Origin of the sequence: Klebsiella grimontii (assembly GCF_042137965.1) — a bacterium.
Classification (GTDB): Bacteria; Pseudomonadota; Gammaproteobacteria; order Enterobacterales; family Enterobacteriaceae; genus Klebsiella; species Klebsiella grimontii.
The window spans coordinates 2,477,923-2,495,167 of record NZ_CP169721.1 but is presented as its reverse complement, the minus strand read 5'-3'; the positions used below and the strand labels follow the sequence as shown (position 1 = coordinate 2,495,167).

14 protein-coding genes are annotated in these 17,245 nt (G+C 54.5%); 9 read left to right on the top strand and 5 right to left on the bottom strand.

From position 1 onward, the window contains the following. The first annotated feature begins 79 nt into the window (after positions 1-79). On the top strand, positions 80-1,030 hold the full coding sequence (uspE, locus tag ACE3MN_RS11840) for a universal stress protein UspE (protein WP_024358004.1): 951 nt from the start codon (positions 80-82) through the stop codon (positions 1,028-1,030). A 127-nt stretch (positions 1,031-1,157) separates the two neighbouring features. On the opposite strand, the gene ACE3MN_RS11835 is transcribed toward uspE, so the two are convergent. From ACE3MN_RS11835 to pntA, 3 genes are all read right to left on the bottom strand, one after another. After that, entirely contained in the window at positions 1,158-1,346 is a 189-nt protein-coding gene (locus tag ACE3MN_RS11835; RefSeq protein WP_004102581.1) for a YdiH family protein, read from the bottom strand. A gap of 145 nt (positions 1,347-1,491) precedes the next feature. Continuing rightward, complete coding sequence (gene pntB, locus ACE3MN_RS11830; RefSeq protein WP_004134414.1) at positions 1,492-2,880, bottom strand: Re/Si-specific NAD(P)(+) transhydrogenase subunit beta; 1,389 nt, start codon at positions 2,878-2,880, stop codon at positions 1,492-1,494. Positions 2,881-2,890: 10 nt separating this feature from the next. Next, positions 2,891-4,420: a Re/Si-specific NAD(P)(+) transhydrogenase subunit alpha gene (pntA, locus tag ACE3MN_RS11825; RefSeq protein ID WP_004119626.1), complete on the bottom strand. Its 1,530-nt coding sequence runs from the start codon at positions 4,418-4,420 to the stop codon at positions 2,891-2,893. A gap of 522 nt (positions 4,421-4,942) precedes the next feature. Here pntA and ydgH point away from each other — a divergent pair. The 3 genes from ydgH (at position 4,943) to folM (ending at position 8,217) form a co-directional block, all read left to right on the top strand. After that, complete coding sequence (ydgH, locus tag ACE3MN_RS11820; protein ID WP_004134413.1) at positions 4,943-5,893, top strand: DUF1471 family protein YdgH; 951 nt, start codon at positions 4,943-4,945, stop codon at positions 5,891-5,893. A 179-nt stretch (positions 5,894-6,072) separates the two neighbouring features. Further along, complete coding sequence (locus ACE3MN_RS11815) at positions 6,073-7,455, top strand: amino acid permease (protein WP_064411759.1); 1,383 nt, start codon at positions 6,073-6,075, stop codon at positions 7,453-7,455. A gap of 36 nt (positions 7,456-7,491) precedes the next feature. Next, positions 7,492-8,217, top strand: a complete 726-nt coding sequence (gene folM, locus ACE3MN_RS11810) for a dihydromonapterin reductase (protein ID WP_004134410.1) — start codon at positions 7,492-7,494, stop codon at positions 8,215-8,217. On the opposite strand, the gene ACE3MN_RS11805 is transcribed toward folM, so the two are convergent. Further along, entirely contained in the window at positions 8,214-8,549 is a 336-nt protein-coding gene (locus tag ACE3MN_RS11805) for a GlpM family protein (RefSeq protein ID WP_102649686.1), read from the bottom strand. The two genes, folM and ACE3MN_RS11805, sit on opposite strands and share 4 nt — an antisense overlap. A gap of 992 nt (positions 8,550-9,541) precedes the next feature. Between ACE3MN_RS11805 and iraM the strand changes: the two genes are divergently transcribed. From iraM to tus, 5 genes are all read left to right on the top strand, one after another. After that, positions 9,542-9,889, top strand: a complete 348-nt coding sequence (gene iraM / locus ACE3MN_RS11800) for an anti-adapter protein IraM (protein WP_004134408.1) — start codon at positions 9,542-9,544, stop codon at positions 9,887-9,889. A 338-nt stretch (positions 9,890-10,227) separates the two neighbouring features. Further along, positions 10,228-10,944, top strand: coding sequence for a two-component system response regulator RstA (rstA, locus tag ACE3MN_RS11795; protein WP_004134406.1), 717 nt, complete (start codon positions 10,228-10,230; stop codon positions 10,942-10,944). Between the two features lie 251 nt (positions 10,945-11,195). Then, positions 11,196-12,971 (top strand): GGDEF domain-containing phosphodiesterase, encoded by a 1,776-nt coding sequence (locus tag ACE3MN_RS11790; protein ID WP_112070521.1) that lies wholly within the window; start codon positions 11,196-11,198, stop codon positions 12,969-12,971. 477 nt (positions 12,972-13,448) lie between these two features. Further along, entirely contained in the window at positions 13,449-14,750 is a 1,302-nt protein-coding gene (rstB, locus tag ACE3MN_RS11785; RefSeq protein WP_049085800.1) for a two-component system sensor histidine kinase RstB, read from the top strand. Between the two features lie 74 nt (positions 14,751-14,824). Next, the gene (gene tus / locus ACE3MN_RS11780; protein WP_049085801.1) at positions 14,825-15,757 is read left to right on the top strand and encodes a DNA replication terminus site-binding protein; all 933 of its coding nucleotides are present in this window, start codon (positions 14,825-14,827) and stop codon (positions 15,755-15,757) included. On the opposite strand, the gene fumC is transcribed toward tus, so the two are convergent. Then, positions 15,747-17,147 carry a class II fumarate hydratase gene (gene fumC, locus ACE3MN_RS11775; RefSeq protein ID WP_024357996.1) on the bottom strand — a complete coding sequence of 467 codons (1,401 nt, stop codon included), beginning with the start codon at positions 17,145-17,147 and terminating at the stop codon, positions 15,747-15,749. The genes tus and fumC overlap by 11 nt on opposite strands. Positions 17,148-17,245: the final 98 nt, after the last annotated feature.

Genomic DNA, 17,245 nt, shown 5'->3' with positions numbered 1-17,245 from the left:
CTCCTCCCCTGTTTCATTTCATCCATATAGGTTATCTTTTTAAGGACAAACTGTAGTTACAGTTGTAAGGAGACCCTGTATGGCGAAGTATCAGAACATGCTGGTAGTAATCGACCCCAATCAGGACGACCAGCCTGCATTGCGGCGCGCGGTGTATCTGCACCAACGGATTGGTGGACGCATCAAAGCCTTTTTGCCGATCTATGATTTTTCTTATGAAATGACCACCCTGCTGTCTCCTGACGAACGCACGGCCATGCGCCAGGGCGTCATCGGCCAGCGTACCGCCTGGATCCGCGAGCAGGCAAAATTCTATATTGAATCCGGCGTGCCCATTGATATCAAAGTGGTGTGGCACAATCGTCCCTTCGAAGCCATTATCCAGGAAATCATTAGCGACAAGCATGATTTAGTGCTGAAAATGGCGCACCAGCACGACAAGCTGGAAGCGGTGATTTTCACCCCAACGGACTGGCACCTGCTGCGCAAATGCCCGTGCCCGGTATGGATGGTCAAAGATCAGCCGTGGCCGGAAGGGGGTAAAGCGCTGGTGGCGGTCAATCTCGCCAGCGAAGAGAACTACCACAACGCGCTCAATGAAAAGCTGGTACGCGAAGCGATTGAGCTGGCGGAACAGGTTAACCATACCGAGGTCCATCTGGTGGGCGCCTATCCCGTCACGCCCATCAATATCGCGATTGAGCTCCCTGATTTTGACCCCAGCGTTTATAACGACGCCATTCGCGGTCAGCATTTGCTGGCCATGAAAGCGCTGCGGCAGAAATTCGGCATCGATGAAGGCCGCACCCACGTTGAAAAAGGTCTTCCTGAAGAGGTGATCCCCGATCTGTCTGAACATCTGCAGGCGGGCATCGTGGTGCTGGGCACCGTGGGTCGTACCGGCCTATCGGCGGCCTTCCTCGGCAATACCGCCGAGCAGGTGATTGACCACCTGCGCTGCGACCTGCTGGCGCTGAAGCCGGATCAATACCAGACGCCGGTTGAGCTGGACGACGAAGAAGACGATTAGTCACTCGCCTTCAGTAAGAGTAAAAAACTTCATCCCCCGCCAGCGCGGGGGATTTTTTTGCATTTTATAAACAAAATAAAGGGCCGCCCGGCCCTTATCTTCTATCGCTTTATCGGTAACGAAAACGTTAGTGGATACCTAAACGCCAGGCGTGATCGATCTCTTCTTTCAGCTCCATGGACGAAAGCGCCATTAAGTCAGCAAACTCAAGTTCCAGTAGTTTCAGCTTTTTCAGATACTGCGCGGGGGTTAAAGCAGCGGGGTCACGGCGCAGAAATTCGATGGCCAGTTGCGTGGGGGTTAACTCGGTATCCATAATATCCTCAGTTTGAGTGAAAAACAGGCCTATTATAACACTCTCGCCTGATTATTTTATGAGCAAATAATCACTTGATAACCTATATAAAAAAGCCGTCTCACAGGAGACGGCTTAAGAAGCACAGGTTTTAAAAGACCAGGCTCTACAGTGCTTTCAGAATCGCATCGACGCTGGCTTTGGCATCGCCAAACAGCATGTGGGTGTTCTCTTTAAAGAACAGCGGGTTCTGTACGCCGGCGTAGCCAGTGTTCATCGAACGCTTAAATACAATCACATTCTGCGCTTTCCACACTTCCAGCACCGGCATACCGGCGATCGGGCTGCCCGGATCGTCCTGCGCGGCCGGGTTAACGGTGTCGTTAGCGCCGATCACCAGCACGGTGTCGGTATCGGAGAAATCATCGTTGATCTCATCCATCTCCAGCACGATGTCATACGGGACTTTCGCTTCCGCCAGCAGTACGTTCATATGGCCCGGCAGACGCCCGGCAACCGGGTGAATACCGAAACGCACTTTGATTCCGCGCGCGCGCAGTCGCTCGGTGATTTCCGCGACCGGATACTGGGCCTGCGCCACCGCCATGCCGTAGCCCGGGGTGATGATCACCGACTGCGAACCTTTCAGCATCTCTGCGGTTTCTTCGGCGCTGATTTCACGGTGCTCGCCCACTTCTTCATCCGCCGTGGAGGCCGTGCCGTCAGAACCAAAGCCACCGGCAATCACGCTGAAGAACGAACGGTTCATCGCCTTACACATGATGTACGACAGAATCGCACCGGAAGAACCTACCAGCGCGCCAGTTACGATAAGCAGGTCGTTGCTGAGCATAAAGCCCGCTGCTGCCGCCGCCCAACCGGAGTAGGAGTTCAGCATTGACACCACGACCGGCATATCCGCGCCGCCGATGGAGGCCACCAGGTGCCAGCCAAACGCCAGGGCGATAACGGTCATCACCAGCAGGCACAGTACCTGCATGCCGATGCTGTCGGTACGTACGAAAACGATCAGCAGCAGGAAAGAAACCACCAGCGCCGCCAGGTTCAGCTTATGACGGTTCGGCAGCATCAGCGGCTTTGAAGACATCTTGCCGCACAGTTTGCCAAACGCCACGACGGAGCCGGTGAAGGTCACCGCACCGATGAAGATGCCGAGGAACACTTCGGTCAGATGAATATTGACCAGAATCTGTTCCATCCCTGTTTCATGCTGCAGATAGCTGTTAAAGCCTACCAGCACCGCCGCCAGGCCCACGAAGCTGTGCAGAATCGCCACCAGCTCCGGCATTTCGGTCATTTCAACTTTCTTCGCCAGACGAATACCGATAGCGCCGCCGATAACCATCGCCAGCAGGATCCACGCGACGTTGCTGCTGTCCGGCCCCAGAATGGTCGCCACCAGGGCAATCGCCATCCCGGCAATACCGTAGTAGTTGCCCTGTTGCGAGGTTTCGTGTTTAGAAAGCCCCGCCAGGCTAAAAATAAATAGAATCGCGGCAACAATGTATGCAGCTGTAACTAATCCACCAGACATTTGTTACCCCTTATCCTTTGCGGAACATTTTCAGCATGCGCTGAGTGACGGTGAAACCACCAAAAATATTAATGCTGGCGATCAGCACCGCGATAAAGCTCAGGAAGCTGACCCAGCCGCCGTGGCCTATCTGTAACAATGCCCCGACCACAATAATGCCGGAAATGGCGTTAGTGACCGACATCAGCGGCGTATGCAGCGCGTGGGATACGTTCCAGACGACGTAGTAACCGACCACGCAGGAGAGCGCAAAGACGGTAAAGTGGCCGAGGAACTCTTTTGGCGCCACGCTGGCCAGCCAGCCAAACAGAATAATCGCCAGCGCCATCAGCGCATACTTGCGCAGCGGCGAGCTCGGTTTCGCTTCAGCTTTTGGCGCTTCAACCTTTTTCGCTGCCGCCTGCGGCTGAGCAGATACCTGAATGGGTGGCGCGGGCCAGGTGATTTCACCTTCGCGAACCACGGTAACGCCGCGGATAACGACATCATCAAAATCGATAACGACATTGCCGTCTTTCTCTTTGCACAGCAGCTTGAGCAGGTTGACCAGATTGGTACCGTACAGCTGCGAAGACTGCGTTGGCAGACGGCCAGGGAGATCGGTATAACCGATAATCTTCACGCCGTTGGCGGTGGTGACTACCTGACCCGGCACGGTGTATTCACAGTTGCCGCCGTTTTGCGACGCCAGATCAACCACCACGCTGCCGGGCTTCATGGAGTCGACCATTTCGCGGGTAATCAGCTTCGGCGCCGGTTTACCCGGAATCAGCGCGGTGGTGACGATGATGTCGACATCTTTCGCCTGGGCGGCAAAGAGCGCCATCTCGGCTTTAATAAAGGCTTCAGACATGACTTTGGCATAGCCGTCGCCGCTGCCCGCTTCCTCTTTAAAATCCAGCTCAAGGAACTCGGCGCCCATACTCTGCACCTGTTCTTTCACTTCCGGACGGGTATCAAACGCGCGGACGATTGCCCCGAGGCTATTGGCCGCGCCGATGGCCGCCAGACCAGCAACCCCGGCGCCGATCACCATCACCTTCGCGGGCGGTACCTTACCTGCCGCGGTGATCTGCCCGGTGAAGAAACGGCCAAACTCGTGGGCGGCTTCCACGATCGCGCGGTAGCCGGCGATGTTAGCCATTGAACTTAACGCATCCAGCGACTGCGCGCGCGAAATACGCGGCACCGAATCCATCGCCATCACATTGATGTTGCGCGCCGCCAGTTTTTCCATCAGCTGCGGGTTTTGCGCCGGCCAGATAAAGCTGATAAGCGTCGTGCCGGGATTAAGCAGCAGGATTTCATCGTCATCGGGCGCGTTCACTTTCAGAATGACGTCAGACTGCCATACGTCATCACCGCTCACGATCTCCGCTCCAGCCTGAACGAAGGCTTCATCGTCGAAACTGGCCAACTTACCGGCACCGCTTTCTACCGCGACGCTGAACCCAAGCTTTAGCAGCTGCTCCACCGTTTTCGGCGTGGCGGCGGCCCGGGTTTCCTGGGCGAGTCTCTCTTTTGGTACACCAATACGCATAGTTTTCCCTTCCATCGGTTTTTGATGATGGTTTACTTTTCTTACAAGCGACCGTCGCAAAGGCGGATGAACGCGCCCCCCAACATATGTCTGAAAAAATAAAACAGTAACAAACTTTTTATAACCTACTGAAAATACCGATTGTGATCTACAGCAATAAAACAGAAATTTTGATTTTATTGGTAAAACGCCCGGCTTACCGTGTCAGGCAGCAATATTTACCTTATTTTTATGCCAGCGCCTGATAATCCGCTTGGCAGAAGGGTTAATTCACCATTTATCGCCGTCTGGATCAGCGTGTTAACATTATGTTAACTTATGAAAGTGATATCGATTATCGATTTTGCTGGTCAAGCGGCTGTTTTTTCAACATATCGAAAAATGTTATATTTCTGCAGTATACGTTTAGAGCGGCAAGTGAAAATTGACGCAGACAGTCACTCACGATAAATGCAATAATCAAATGTTTTCAGTCAACAACAATACCCGTACATGGTTTGCGCAAGGCAAAGGATTATTTTTATGAAGCTTAAGAACTCACTCCTGGCGTCTGCTCTTCTGGCTACCACCGCGTTGTCTGCCCATGCAGCGACCGAGCTGACTCCGGAGCAGGCGGCAGCGCTGAAGCCCTACGATCGCGTTGTGGTGACCGGTCGTTTTAACGCCATTGGCGATGCGGTGCAGGCAGTTTCCCGTAAAGCGGACAAAGAAGGCGCAGCTTCCTTTTATGTTGTCGACACCTCCGATTTTGGCAGCGGCGGCAACCTGCGCGTAACGGCCGATTTTTATAAAGAAAATGCCCCGCAGGCCGACGCGCCAAAAAACCGCATTATCAACGGCATAATGGAATTACCGAAGGATCAGGCCGTTGAGCTGGAGCCGTTTGATACCGTCACCGTACAGGGCTTCTACCGCAGCCAGCCGGAAGTCAACGACGCCATTACCAAAGCCGCGAAAGCCAAGGGCGCAGCCTCTTTCTTTATCGTACGCCAGGTTGATGCCAACCAGGGCGGCAACCAGCGCATCACCGCCTATATCTACAAAGCGGATGCCAAAAAACGCGTTCTGCAAAGCCCGGATGCGATCCCGGCAGATTCAGAAGCCGGTCGCGCAGCGCTGGCCGAAGGCGGAGAGGCTGCTAAGAAAGTTGAAATTCCTGGCGTGGCAACGACCGCAGCGGTCGGTTCCGGCACCGGCGTAGGCCGTTTCTTTGAAACGCAATCGTCTAAAGGCGGGCGTTACACCGTCACGCTGCCGGACGGCACCAGGGTCGAGGAAGTGAATAAAATCACCGCCGCGCAGATGGTTCCTTACGACAGCATCAAGTTCACCGGTAACTACGGTAACATGACGGAAATCTCCTACCAGACGGCTAAGCGCGCCGCGAAGAAAGGCGCGAAGTACTACCACATTACCCGTCAGTGGCAGGAACGAGGCGGCAACATCACCATCAGCGCCGACCTGTATAAATAACGGTAGCTGAGCTGAACAAAAAGGCGGCGATTAGTCGCCTTTTTTCTTTTTTTCATTTCTCTCCATTGCATGCATACAAAACACTCCGTAAAATCCCGCGCCTTAGCGCAATCCTCCATTTTTATGCGATTTCGCCAAATAAATATTCTTAGCTTGATGATTATCACCTCGGGAATGCAATGGAAAAGAAACTGGGCCTTAGCGCCCTGACCGCGCTGGTACTTAGCTCGATGCTGGGGGCGGGTGTATTCAGTCTGCCGCAGAACATGGCAGCCGTTGCCAGCCCTTCCGCGCTGCTTATCGGCTGGGGCATCACCGGCGTGGGGATCCTGTTCCTCGCCTTTGCCATGCTGCTGCTCACGCGGATTCGCCCCGACCTCGACGGCGGTATTTTCACCTACGCCCGGGAAGGTTTCGGCGAGCTGATTGGCTTCTGCTCCGCCTGGGGCTACTGGCTGTGCGCGGTTGTCGCCAACGTCTCCTACCTGGTTATCGTCTTCTCGGCGCTCAGCTTCTTTACCGATACGCCCGAACTGCGCCTGTTCGGCGATGGCAATACCTGGCAATCCATCATCGGCGCCTCGGTCCTGCTGTGGATTGTCCATTTCCTGGTTCTGCGCGGCGTTCAAACGGCGGCCGGTATCAACCTGGCCGCGACGCTGGCCAAGCTGCTGCCTCTCGGGGCGTTTATCGCGCTGGCCGCTATGGCGTTTCGTATGGAGACATTTCGCCTCGATTTTAGCGGCCTGGCGCTGGGCGTACCGGTATGGGAGCAGGTGAAAAACACCATGCTGATCACCCTGTGGGTGTTTATCGGCGTCGAAGGCGCGGTCGTGGTTTCCGCCCGCGCGCGTAATAAACAGGATGTCGGGCGCGCGACGCTGCTGGCGGTACTCTCCGCGCTGGCGGTCTATTTGCTGGTGACGCTTCTCTCGTTAGGGGTTGTGCCGCGTAGCGAACTGGCGGAAATCCGCAACCCGTCAATGGCCGGCCTGATGGTCAACATGATGGGCTCCTGGGGCGAAATTGTGATCGCTGCCGGGCTGATTATCTCCGTCTGCGGCGCGTATCTGAGCTGGACGATTATGGCGGCGGAGGTGCCCTATCTGGCAGCGACGCATAAAGCATTCCCGCGCCTGTTTGCCCGAACCAATAAAAACAACGCGCCGTCGTCTTCGCTGTGGCTCACCAATATCAGCGTACAGGCTTCGCTGGTGTTGATTTGGCTTACCGGCTCAGATTACAGCACGCTGCTAACCATCGCCTCAGAGATGATCCTGGTCCCCTACTTTCTCGTCGGCGCCTTTCTGCTGAAGATTGCCCGGCGTCCGCTGCACAAGGCGGTCGGTGTCGGCGCCTGCATTTATGGCTTATGGTTATTATATGCGTCCGGCCCTGTGCATTTATTGTTGTCGGTGATACTTTACGCTCCGGGTCTTCTGGTTTTCCTGTATGCCCGTCGTACACACCAGCACGATCGCCCGCTCAAACGCCGTGACCTGGTATTAATTGGTTTTTTGCTGGTTGCCGCCGTACCGGCAACGTGGATGTTGGTAGGGTAAGCGGTTACCCTGCCGCTGAACTCAAAGGAGATCTCCATGGCTGACATCCAGCCTCGCCCGATCCTGATTACCGGCGGGGGCCGTCGCATCGGCCTCGCCCTGGCCCGCCATTTTGTGGCCCGCCAGCAGCCCGTTATCATCAGCTATCGTACCTGGTATCCGGCCATCGACGCGCTGCGTGAAGCGGGAGCCGTTTGCCTGCACGCGGATTTCAGCACGGATGAAAGCATTCTGGCGTTCGCCGCAGAGGTGGAAGCGCACGCCAGCGGCGGTCTGCGCGCCATCATTCATAACGCCAGCGGCTGGATGGCGGAAAAGCCCGGGATCCCGTTAACCACGGTGCTCGCCAGCATGATGCAAATTCACGTCAACGCCCCCTACCTGCTCAACCATGCCCTGGAGAGCCTGCTGCGCGGCCACGGTCATGCCGCCAGTGATATTATCCATATCACCGACTACGTCGTGGAGCGCGGCAGCGACAAACATATCGCCTACGCCGCCAGCAAAGCGGCGCTGGATAATATGAGCCGCTCGTTCGCCCGCAAGCTGGCGCCGGAAATTAAGGTTAACGCCATCGCCCCCTCGCTGATTTTATTTAATGAAGGGGATGACGCGGAGTACCGCAGGCAGGCGCTCGATAAATCGCTGATGAAAATCGCCCCAGGCGAAAAAGAGATCATTGACCTGACTGAATACCTGTTCAGCAGTAGCTACGTGACCGGGCGCTCATTTGCCGTCGACGGCGGCCGCCATCTGCGCTAGTGGAAACGGCTCCAGCCAATAATGAGTAGCCACGCGCATAAGCTCCAGCACACCACTGCGCCTGCCAGGGCAAACGGCAGGCGCATAACGCCGGTGAAATACCATAGCGAAAGCAAGTAGATAAAGTACGGAATGATAGACCACATCCCAAAGACGATGGTGGTGCGCAGCGCTTCGATACCCCGCTCGCTGGCGACGATGTAGTGCGCAATCAGGGCGAAAGTGGGAAAAAGCGGAATTAACCCGGCGATATAGTAATTTTTCGTTTTGGACAGCACGCCGATCAGGACGACAACCAGTGCCCCGAGCAGCGCTTTTATCAACAGCTCCATTCCTTTTTGCCTTAACATTTAAACAACATGTATTCGCAGCATAACGGAAGCGCGGGAATTTATAAATGCGCAAAAGCGGCGAGCAGACTGAACAGGCGCAAGACCTATTTGACTACTCCATAACGGTGGTTATGGCAGGTGATGATATCCCCTGACAAAGACCGTGCTATTTGAAATCAATTAACCCTATTTTGAACATCTTTTGCACAAACGCATTTGTTTTTACTGCGAAAAGCATCTGCATGCTCTAATTACCTGGTTATACGTATAACATTTTTTATATCGTTATTTTTGACGTTATCACCACAGTATATTTTTCCTGCACATCACCTTTAAGGGTTTACACATATTTTAAAGCGCAACATGGACGCCTGAATGATATTTAGCAGATGTTAACTCAATAATCTCATCAGTTTACTCGCACCATTAATCCGCAGTAAGTGATGCAAATCAATACTGATAAAATAGCCTGACAACGGTTAATTGATATAGGCGGTTTTTAGCATAACTGATGACTTTAAATCTATTCTTTCTGCACTCATTCGCAATAAGCGCGCGTAGACACTTTTTAGAAAAACAGCAGAATAAAGTCCGTTATATTGATTTATATCAAAATAAAACCGATTTCATAAAGAAGCATACTTTGCCATTAATGACATACAGCGTAGTAGATATGATCGTAATTATTTGATTTTACGATCTTTCGATCTAATCTTGATATCCAGTGCGGAATTTTATTCTATTCACAACCAACAATGCAGCTTATTAGTTCATCTCCGGTCGGTTTTTCGAATCTTTTACTTGTTGCTATTATCAACATCAGTATTAGACACTCATGTAATTGCAATTATTCCATATTAAACTAAGTCAGCGTCAGCTAAAGGAACCTCCATGTTTGGACCCGCTTCAGGCACAATAAAAAGCCCCTTAAACCTTATCAAACTATATACATCAACGCGAAAATGCTCATAAATTACTGGAGCGCATTAAGCATGCAGTGGAATATTGAAAATAGCCTTGTATGTCCTGTAACCGGAACAGGATTTTCAGTTGCGGCAAGTGCTAAAAATCTCAAATTAATCATATGGTATAATGGTGATTATTTTTTGAACACTGGTTCGGTTATTAACATCACCCAAAATGAAGTGCTCATTAACGGCGAGCCCGGCGATTTACAGGTTATTCACGCTTTCCCCTATACGGAAATCCTGTGGTCAACGTTTGCCCGGTATATCGATTGTCCGGGCAATGAGAATCCTATGTTGCTCATCTGCCATCGAAGAAGTCTCTGCAAATTCGCCTTGTGCCCCTACGGTGCGAGGCAAAAGAGGCCAGAATAAGGCTCTCCCCTGACTCAAGCTCAGCCTATTTCTCTACGGGCAGAGGCTGTTCTGACAGACGCTGCCCACCTTCTGCCGCACCCCATGACCATAATACGCAGAACTTTCGTCATTAACGCAATCATTGTCTGGTCACGTGAAAGCATAGCTCTGAACCACAAGTCCGGGAAGCATAGCGAATTTCGTCACCAATACATAGCTCATATTAATGCCCGAATGGTTTACAATGGCGATAGCGATGAATGGGCTGCTGACCTTATGATGCCTCATGCGCCGTCTCAGCCGCGATTCTGGCAAAGCGATTCAAACGATGATAGATGAGTACAAGCATACACAATATGAATAAAATTGTTTTCGTTGAGGACGATGCCGAGGTCGGCGCACTGATTGCCGCCTACCTTGGCAAACACGATATGGACGTGGTGGTAGAACCGCGCGGCGACCGGGCGGAAGAGGTTATCGCGCGCGAAAAGCCCGATCTGGTGCTGCTGGATATCATGCTGCCGGGTAAAGACGGTATGACGCTGTGCCGCGATTTGCGCGGCCAATGGCAGGGCCCCATCGTCCTGCTCACTTCGCTGGACAGCGATATGAACCATATTCTCTCTCTCGAAATGGGCGCCAGCGATTATATCCTGAAAACCACGCCGCCCGCGGTACTGTTAGCCCGCCTGCGCCTGCATTTGCGTCAGCACGTCGCCGTGCCGGAAGGTAGCGTCCCCTCCTCCCTCACCCCGCATAAAGCCATCACCTTTGGCTCCCTGAGCATCGATCCGGTCAATCGCCAGGTCATGCTCAGCGGCGAAAGCGTCGCGTTATCCACCGCGGATTTCGATCTGCTGTGGGAGCTGGCGACGCACGCCGGACAAATTATGGATCGCGACGCGTTATTAAAAAACCTGCGCGGCGTCAGCTACGATGGTATGGACCGCAGCGTCGACGTTGCCATTTCGCGGCTGCGCAAAAAGCTTCTCGACAATGCGACCGAGCCCTATCGCATCAAAACGGTACGCAATAAAGGCTATCTGTTCGCCCCCCACGCCTGGGACAATTAATTCACGGGTCAGCTGTGAGTGCAGGTTAAGTCGCCACAGTCACTGCACCCTCCTGTTAATGATTAACTATTCTTAAAACAAGCGTTGCGCTTAATGCAAAACTGGCGAATCCGGAACCGATCGGCGCAAAACATTCTAATGTGGTGGTAACCATGGCGATTGTGCCACTATCGATACCCGCCGTGAGTATAGAGCTTCACACCATCAGTGGGTTGGGATGACCGAAATATCTACTGTACGGGGGTATTTAAATGTTGAGCGATCTCAGCAACGATGAGAGTAAAAGACGCGCGGCGATTGACCTGTTAAAAAATCCCGACGAGGGACGGGACGAAGCATTAAAGAAGTATACGCATCTGGTCTGCCAGTTGCTGAAAATGCCGATGAGTTTTGTCTCGGTGCTGGATGATGGAAAGCAATATATCAAATCCGCTCAGAATATCGCCGCCACGGAAACCCGCCTGGGCGACGCATTTTGCGAACAGACCTTGAAACAGGGTAAAACGTTCATTTGTCGTGATACGCATCAGCACCCGGTTTTTCAGCGCGATCGCGCCGTCAGAGAAGCGCCGTTCATTCGTTTTTATGCGGGATGCCCGCTGACAACCCGGGATGGGGTGGCCATGGGTACCTTGAGTATCCTGGATACGCAACCCAGGGAACTTTCCGACGAGCAGGTCGCTATCTTTAACACGCTGGCCGAGCTGGTATCGGACTTCTTAGCCTCCTGGCACTCGGTAGGCTATACCGACGTCGTCACGCTATTACCCAATCGTCAGCGCCTGCTGAAGGACATTGAGGTGTCGGCGGTGAGCGCCTTCCGGCTGGTCATCATTGACTGCATTGATATGCCCTTTGCCTACGAGATGGCCCGCTCATTGGGGATGATTGCCGTAGAAAACTTACTTCGCGACATGACCGCTCAGCTGCAGGCACGTCTGCCTCTCGCGGGCCAGCTTTACGCCGTGGCGGTCGGACGATTTGCTTTTTTAACGCCTGAGCCAACGGTTCTGTCGCTGGAAAACATTGCACAAAACCTTCAGGGAACCCAGGCCAGGATTGGCCCGGAAGTTCCCCTGGATTTGGATATTCACATGGGTGACTCCGGGCTGTGCGACAGCACCCTGACGCCGAATGAAATTCTGCGTCGTGCGGTGAGCGCTTTGCATGAGGCGATAAGCCAGGGGCTCCGTTTTACCACCTATAATGACGCCCTGGATACCCGCAAAAAGAGGGATTTCAGCCTGCTGACCGAACTCAGACAAACGCTGCAGGGAAACCAGGGCTTATATCTGGTCTATCAGCCGAAAATCTCGCTGGCGACCGGGCGCGTGACGGGTGCTGAAGCGCTGGTCAGATGGAAGCATCCGACAAACGGCGAAGTCCTGCCCGGCGAATTTATCCCGCTGGTCGAAAAGACCAGCCTGATGCGTGAGCTCACGGCCTGGGTTATCGATCGCACTATCGCGCAGCTGAGCGAGTGGCGGGACCAGGGACTGACTCTGCCGGTGTCAATTAATCTGGCCGCCAGTGACTTTTCTCGGCCCGATTTCGCTGAGGAGCTTGAACAGAAACTGCGGAATGCGTCTCTTGAGCCGGCGCTGCTGGGATTGGAGTGTCTGGAAACCGAGAAGATGCTTGAAAGTCCGGCCGCGCTTAACGGGTTGAACATGCTTAAAAAACGTGGATTTAAAATTTCTCTGGATGACTTTGGTTCGGGATACAGCAACATTAATTACCTGCGGCAAATGCCCCTGGACATCATCAAACTCGACCGGTCTATTGTGAGTCATATTGTCGACGAAAAAGCCAGCCGCATTATTGTGCGTAACGTTATCAAGCTTCTCAAGCAGCTCGATTACATCGTCCTGGCCGAAGGCGTCGAGGATCGCAAAACGGTCGAGATCTTGCGAAGCCTCGGCTGCGATGAGGTTCAGGGCTATTTTTATGCCAGGCCAATGGTTTCTGCAGATTTTGCAGCATGGTCCCGCGCCAGAAACGCAGCGACGGAAAGGAACCCCCTGTAGGGCATCGCCGTTTTCGTAGCAAATGATCGGACGCATCGGCGGGTACGCAAGGTTCTTGCTGACCAAAATGCCCCACGTTCAGTCGCGCTAACCGTACCAGCCAGCTGGTTTCTAGCCGAAATTGCCATATAACGTCCAGCAGAGATGAGAAAAGGTGTTATATCAAGTTGAACCCTCCTCACCTATAACCACTTTCTTATAATTGTTTTTTGACAAGCTTACGCGACGGCGTCAGCACTCGCTTGCTATGGCCTCCTCGAGTGTGCGCGATCATGATTGCCGGGTGTGTCGACTGCCCGCCGCATAACTTATGCAGAGCGGATGTTGTCAGCCGGTGCGAACCCTGCTTTCATAGCGAATCCAGCGGCGGATGAAAATGCAGAAAGGGGTTTTCACGAAGTTTCTGCCGGGGAAAATGCCCTCATGATGCCTCTGAGGGTATGAGAAAGGCATTTAACCTTTTTTAAGTGAGATTTAATGAAAAAGCTGTTTGTGCAGTTTTACCTGCTGCTGTTCGTCTGCTTCCTGGTGATGACTATGATGGTTGGCCTGGTGTACAAATTCACCGCCGAACGCGCCGGGCGTCAGTCTCTGGACGATTTAATGAAAAGCTCGCTCTATCTGATGCGCAGCGAGCTGCGGGAGATCCCGCCGCGCGACTGGAGCAAAACGCTTAAAGAGCTGGATCTCAATCTCTCTTTCGATCTGCATATCGAACCCATCAGCAAATTCAAGCTGTCGGAGAACTCGATGCAGCATCTGCGCGCCGGGGATATCGTCGCTCTCGACGATCAGTACACCTTTATCCAGCGCATCCCGCGCAGCCACTACGTGCTTTCCGTCGGCCCGGTGCCCTATCTCTATTTTTTGCACGAGATGCGCCTGCTCGATCTGGCCCTGATGGCTTTTATCGCCATCTCGCTGGCCTTCCCGGTATTGATCTGGATGCGTCCGCACTGGCAGGACATGCTGCGTATTGAGACCGCCGCCCAGCGCTTCGGCGACGGACATCTTAGCGAACGCATTCATTTCGACAGCATGTCCAGCTTCGAACGGCTGGGCGTGGCGTTTAATCAGATGGCCGATAATATCAACGCGCTTATCGCCAGCAAAAAACAGCTGATCGATGGTATCGCCCATGAGCTGCGAACCCCGCTGGTGCGTCTGCGCTATCGTCTCGAGATGAGCGAGAACCTCACCGAAGCCGAATCTCTGGCGTTGAACCGCGACATCGGCCAGTTGGAAGCGCTGATTGAAGAGCTGCTGACCTACGCGCGGCTTGACCGTCCGCAGAACGAACTGAAGCTGACGACCCCCGATTTCCCGGCGTGGATCCGCGATCATGTGGAAGATATTCAAACGGTTAATCCCCAGCGCGAAGTCGCGCCAGGCGACATTTTGGCCGGCAATTACGGCGCGCTGGATATGCGCCTGATGGAACGGGTGCTGGATAATCTGGTGAACAACGCCCTGCGCTACAGCAATCGGCGTATTCAGGTCGGCCTGACGCTGCAGGGTTCGCGGGCGACGCTGCGGGTCGAAGATGATGGTCCCGGTATCGCGCCTGCTGAGCGCGCGAGAGTTTTCGAGCCATTCGTACGCCTCGACCCCAGCCGCGATCGCGCCACCGGCGGCTGTGGCCTCGGTTTAGCTATCGTTCACAGTATCGCCCAGGCTATGGCCGGGGAAGTCCATTGCGAAGAGAGCGCGCTGGGCGGAGCCTGTTTTTGCTTTAGCTGGCCGGTGTATCATCAGCTGCCGAGTTTTACCTCCGCCTGACGAGCCTTTGCGCAGATGCTGAGGTCTGCTATAGTTAAAAAAACGTCAAGCATGTTGTAACTAAGGTGGGAAATATGGCCAGCTATGACCTCGTTGAACGTCTGAACGGCACCTTTCGCCAGCTCGAGCGCGAACTGCAAGAGCTGAAACAGTCCCTGAGCCAATGCCGCCTGCTGGCTGCCCGCGTCTTTGAGCTGCCGCCGGTAAGCAAGGATGCGGAACACCAGCCGCTCGACAGCATCAATGTGGTTCAGCATACCGGCAAAACCGCGCTGGAGATGGCGCTCAGGCACTACAGCCATCTGTTTATCCAGCAGCAATCGGAAACCCGCAGCAGTAAGGCCGCCGTGCGCTTGCCCGGCGCGATTTGCCTGCAAAGTGACGCCAACCAACAGGCTGAGCTGGCAGGCAAAATCGCCCATATCAACGCCCTCAAAGCAACCTTTGAGAAGATTATTACCGTCGATTCCGGCCTGCCTGCCGCCGCGCGGTTTGAGTGGGTCCATCGCCACCTGCCGGGGCTTATCACGCTTAGCGCCTACCGTACCCTGACCCCGCTGCTCGATCCGAGCACCATTCGCTTTGGCTGGGCCAATAAGCACGTGATTAAAAACCTCACCCGTGACCGGGTGCTGATGCAGCTGGAAAAAAGCCTGCTGTCGCCGCGGGCGGTGCCGCCGTGGACGCGCGAGCAGTGGCAAAGCAAGCTGGAGCGAGAGTATCAGGATATTGCCGCCCTGCCGCAGCGGGCAAAGCTGAAGATAAAGCGGCCGGTGAAGGTGCAGCCCATCGCCCGGGTCTGGTACAGCGGCGAACAAAAACAGGTGCAATACGCCTGTCCGGGACCGATGATTGCGCTGATATCCGGCACGAAGGGGGTCAGCGTGCCGGACCTCGGTGAGTTACTGAACTATGACGCCGAGAACGTACAGTATCGCTATAAACCGCAGGCGCAGTCGCTCAGGCTTCTGATCCCGCGGCTGCACCTGTGGCTGGCTAGCGAGTAGGCAGACTGCCCACCATCTCTTGCGGGCGAACCCACCGGTCAAACTCGTCCTCCGTCAGGTAGCCGAGCGCCAGCGCGGATGCCTTCAGGGTCAACCCCTCTTTGTGCGCCTTTTTGGCAATTTCCGCCGCTTTGTCATAGCCAATATGGGTGTTCAGCGCGGTGACCAGCATCAGCGACTCATTGAGCAGCTGGCTGATGCGTTCACGATTCGGTTCAATCCCCACCGCGCAGTGCTCGTTAAAGCTCTCCATCCCATCCGCCAGCAGCCGCACCGATTGCAGGAAGTTGTGGATCACCAGCGGGCGGTAGACGTTGAGCTCAAAGTTGCCCGATGCGCCGCCAATATTTACCGCGACATCGTTACCCATCACCTGGCAGCACAGCATAGTCAGGGCTTCGCACTGGGTCGGGTTGACTTTGCCGGGCATAATCGACGATCCCGGTTCATTTTCCGGGATCGCAATTTCGCCAATCCCGCAGCGCGGGCCGGAAGCCAGCCAGCGTACATCGTTGGCGATTTTCATCAGCGAGGCGGCCAGGCCTTTCAGCGCCCCGTGGGCGTGCACCAGGGCATCCACGGTCGCCAGCGCTTCAAATTTATTCGGCGCGGTGACAAACGGCTGGCCGCTTAAGGCCGCGAGCTCGGCGGCGACGCGTACCGCGTATTGCGGATGGGTGTTGAGCCCGGTTCCCACCGCCGTCCCGCCCAGCGCCAGCTCCGCCAGATGCGGCAGGCTATGGTCGATATGTTTTAAATTATGCTCCAGCATCGCTACCCAGCCGGAGATCTCCTGGCCGAGGGTCAGCGGCGTGGCGTCCTGCAGGTGGGTGCGGCCGATTTTGACGATGTCGCTGAAGGCAACGGCTTTATCGTTCAGGGTCTGCTTTAGCACGTTGAGCTGCGGAATCAGCTTCTCCCGCAGGGCAATTATCGCCGCCACGTGCATCGCCGTCGGGAAAACGTCGTTAGAGCTCTGGCTCTTGTTGACATCATCGTTCGGGTGCACCTTACGCTCCATCCCGCGCGCCCCGCCCAGCAGCTCACTCGCGCGGTTGGCCAGCACCTCATTCATATTCATATTGCTTTGCGTGCCGGAGCCGGTTTGCCAGATAGCCAGCGGAAAGGCGTCCGGATGTTGGCCTGCCAGCACTTCATCCGCGGCCTGAATAATCGCCTGCGCTTTCTCCGCGGCCAGCAGGCCGAGATCGTTATTCACCTTCGCCGCCGCGCGCTTGGTCAGCGCCAGCGCGTGGATAAGCTCGACCGGCATTTTTTCCGTCGAAATGCGGAAATGTTCCAGCGAGCGCTGGGTTTGCGCGCCCCATAGCTTGTCAGCAGGCACGTCGATGGCGCCCATTGAGTCTTTTTCACTGCGATACGTTGTCATGACTGTCTCCTTGGATTCAAAGTGCGAAATCGCGACAAAGCTCACCTGCTTAAAGCGTAAAGTATGGGTCAGATTTATATGTTGTTTTAGTCGTTCGT

Excerpts from the sequence above, each read along its gene's own strand:
- ACE3MN_RS11805 (WP_102649686.1), bottom strand. The coding sequence starts at position 8,549 with ATGGAGCTGTTGATAAAAGCGCTGCTCGGGGCACTGGTTGTCGTCCTG.
- ydgH (WP_004134413.1), top strand. The coding sequence starts at position 4,943 with ATGAAGCTTAAGAACTCACTCCTGGCGTCTGCTCTTCTGGCTACCACC.
- folM (WP_004134410.1), top strand. The coding sequence starts at position 7,492 with ATGGCTGACATCCAGCCTCGCCCGATCCTGATTACCGGCGGGGGCCGT.
- fumC (WP_024357996.1), bottom strand. The coding sequence starts at position 17,147 with ATGACAACGTATCGCAGTGAAAAAGACTCAATGGGCGCCATCGACGTG.
- uspE (WP_024358004.1), top strand. The coding sequence starts at position 80 with ATGGCGAAGTATCAGAACATGCTGGTAGTAATCGACCCCAATCAGGAC.
- ACE3MN_RS11790 (WP_112070521.1), top strand. The coding sequence starts at position 11,196 with ATGTTGAGCGATCTCAGCAACGATGAGAGTAAAAGACGCGCGGCGATT.
- ACE3MN_RS11835 (WP_004102581.1), bottom strand. The coding sequence starts at position 1,346 with ATGGATACCGAGTTAACCCCCACGCAACTGGCCATCGAATTTCTGCGC.
- tus (WP_049085801.1), top strand. The coding sequence starts at position 14,825 with ATGGCCAGCTATGACCTCGTTGAACGTCTGAACGGCACCTTTCGCCAG.
- rstB (WP_049085800.1), top strand. The coding sequence starts at position 13,449 with ATGAAAAAGCTGTTTGTGCAGTTTTACCTGCTGCTGTTCGTCTGCTTC.
- ACE3MN_RS11815 (WP_064411759.1), top strand. The coding sequence starts at position 6,073 with ATGGAAAAGAAACTGGGCCTTAGCGCCCTGACCGCGCTGGTACTTAGC.
- iraM (WP_004134408.1), top strand. The coding sequence starts at position 9,542 with ATGCAGTGGAATATTGAAAATAGCCTTGTATGTCCTGTAACCGGAACA.
- pntB (WP_004134414.1), bottom strand. The coding sequence starts at position 2,880 with ATGTCTGGTGGATTAGTTACAGCTGCATACATTGTTGCCGCGATTCTA.
- pntA (WP_004119626.1), bottom strand. The coding sequence starts at position 4,420 with ATGCGTATTGGTGTACCAAAAGAGAGACTCGCCCAGGAAACCCGGGCC.
- rstA (WP_004134406.1), top strand. The coding sequence starts at position 10,228 with ATGAATAAAATTGTTTTCGTTGAGGACGATGCCGAGGTCGGCGCACTG.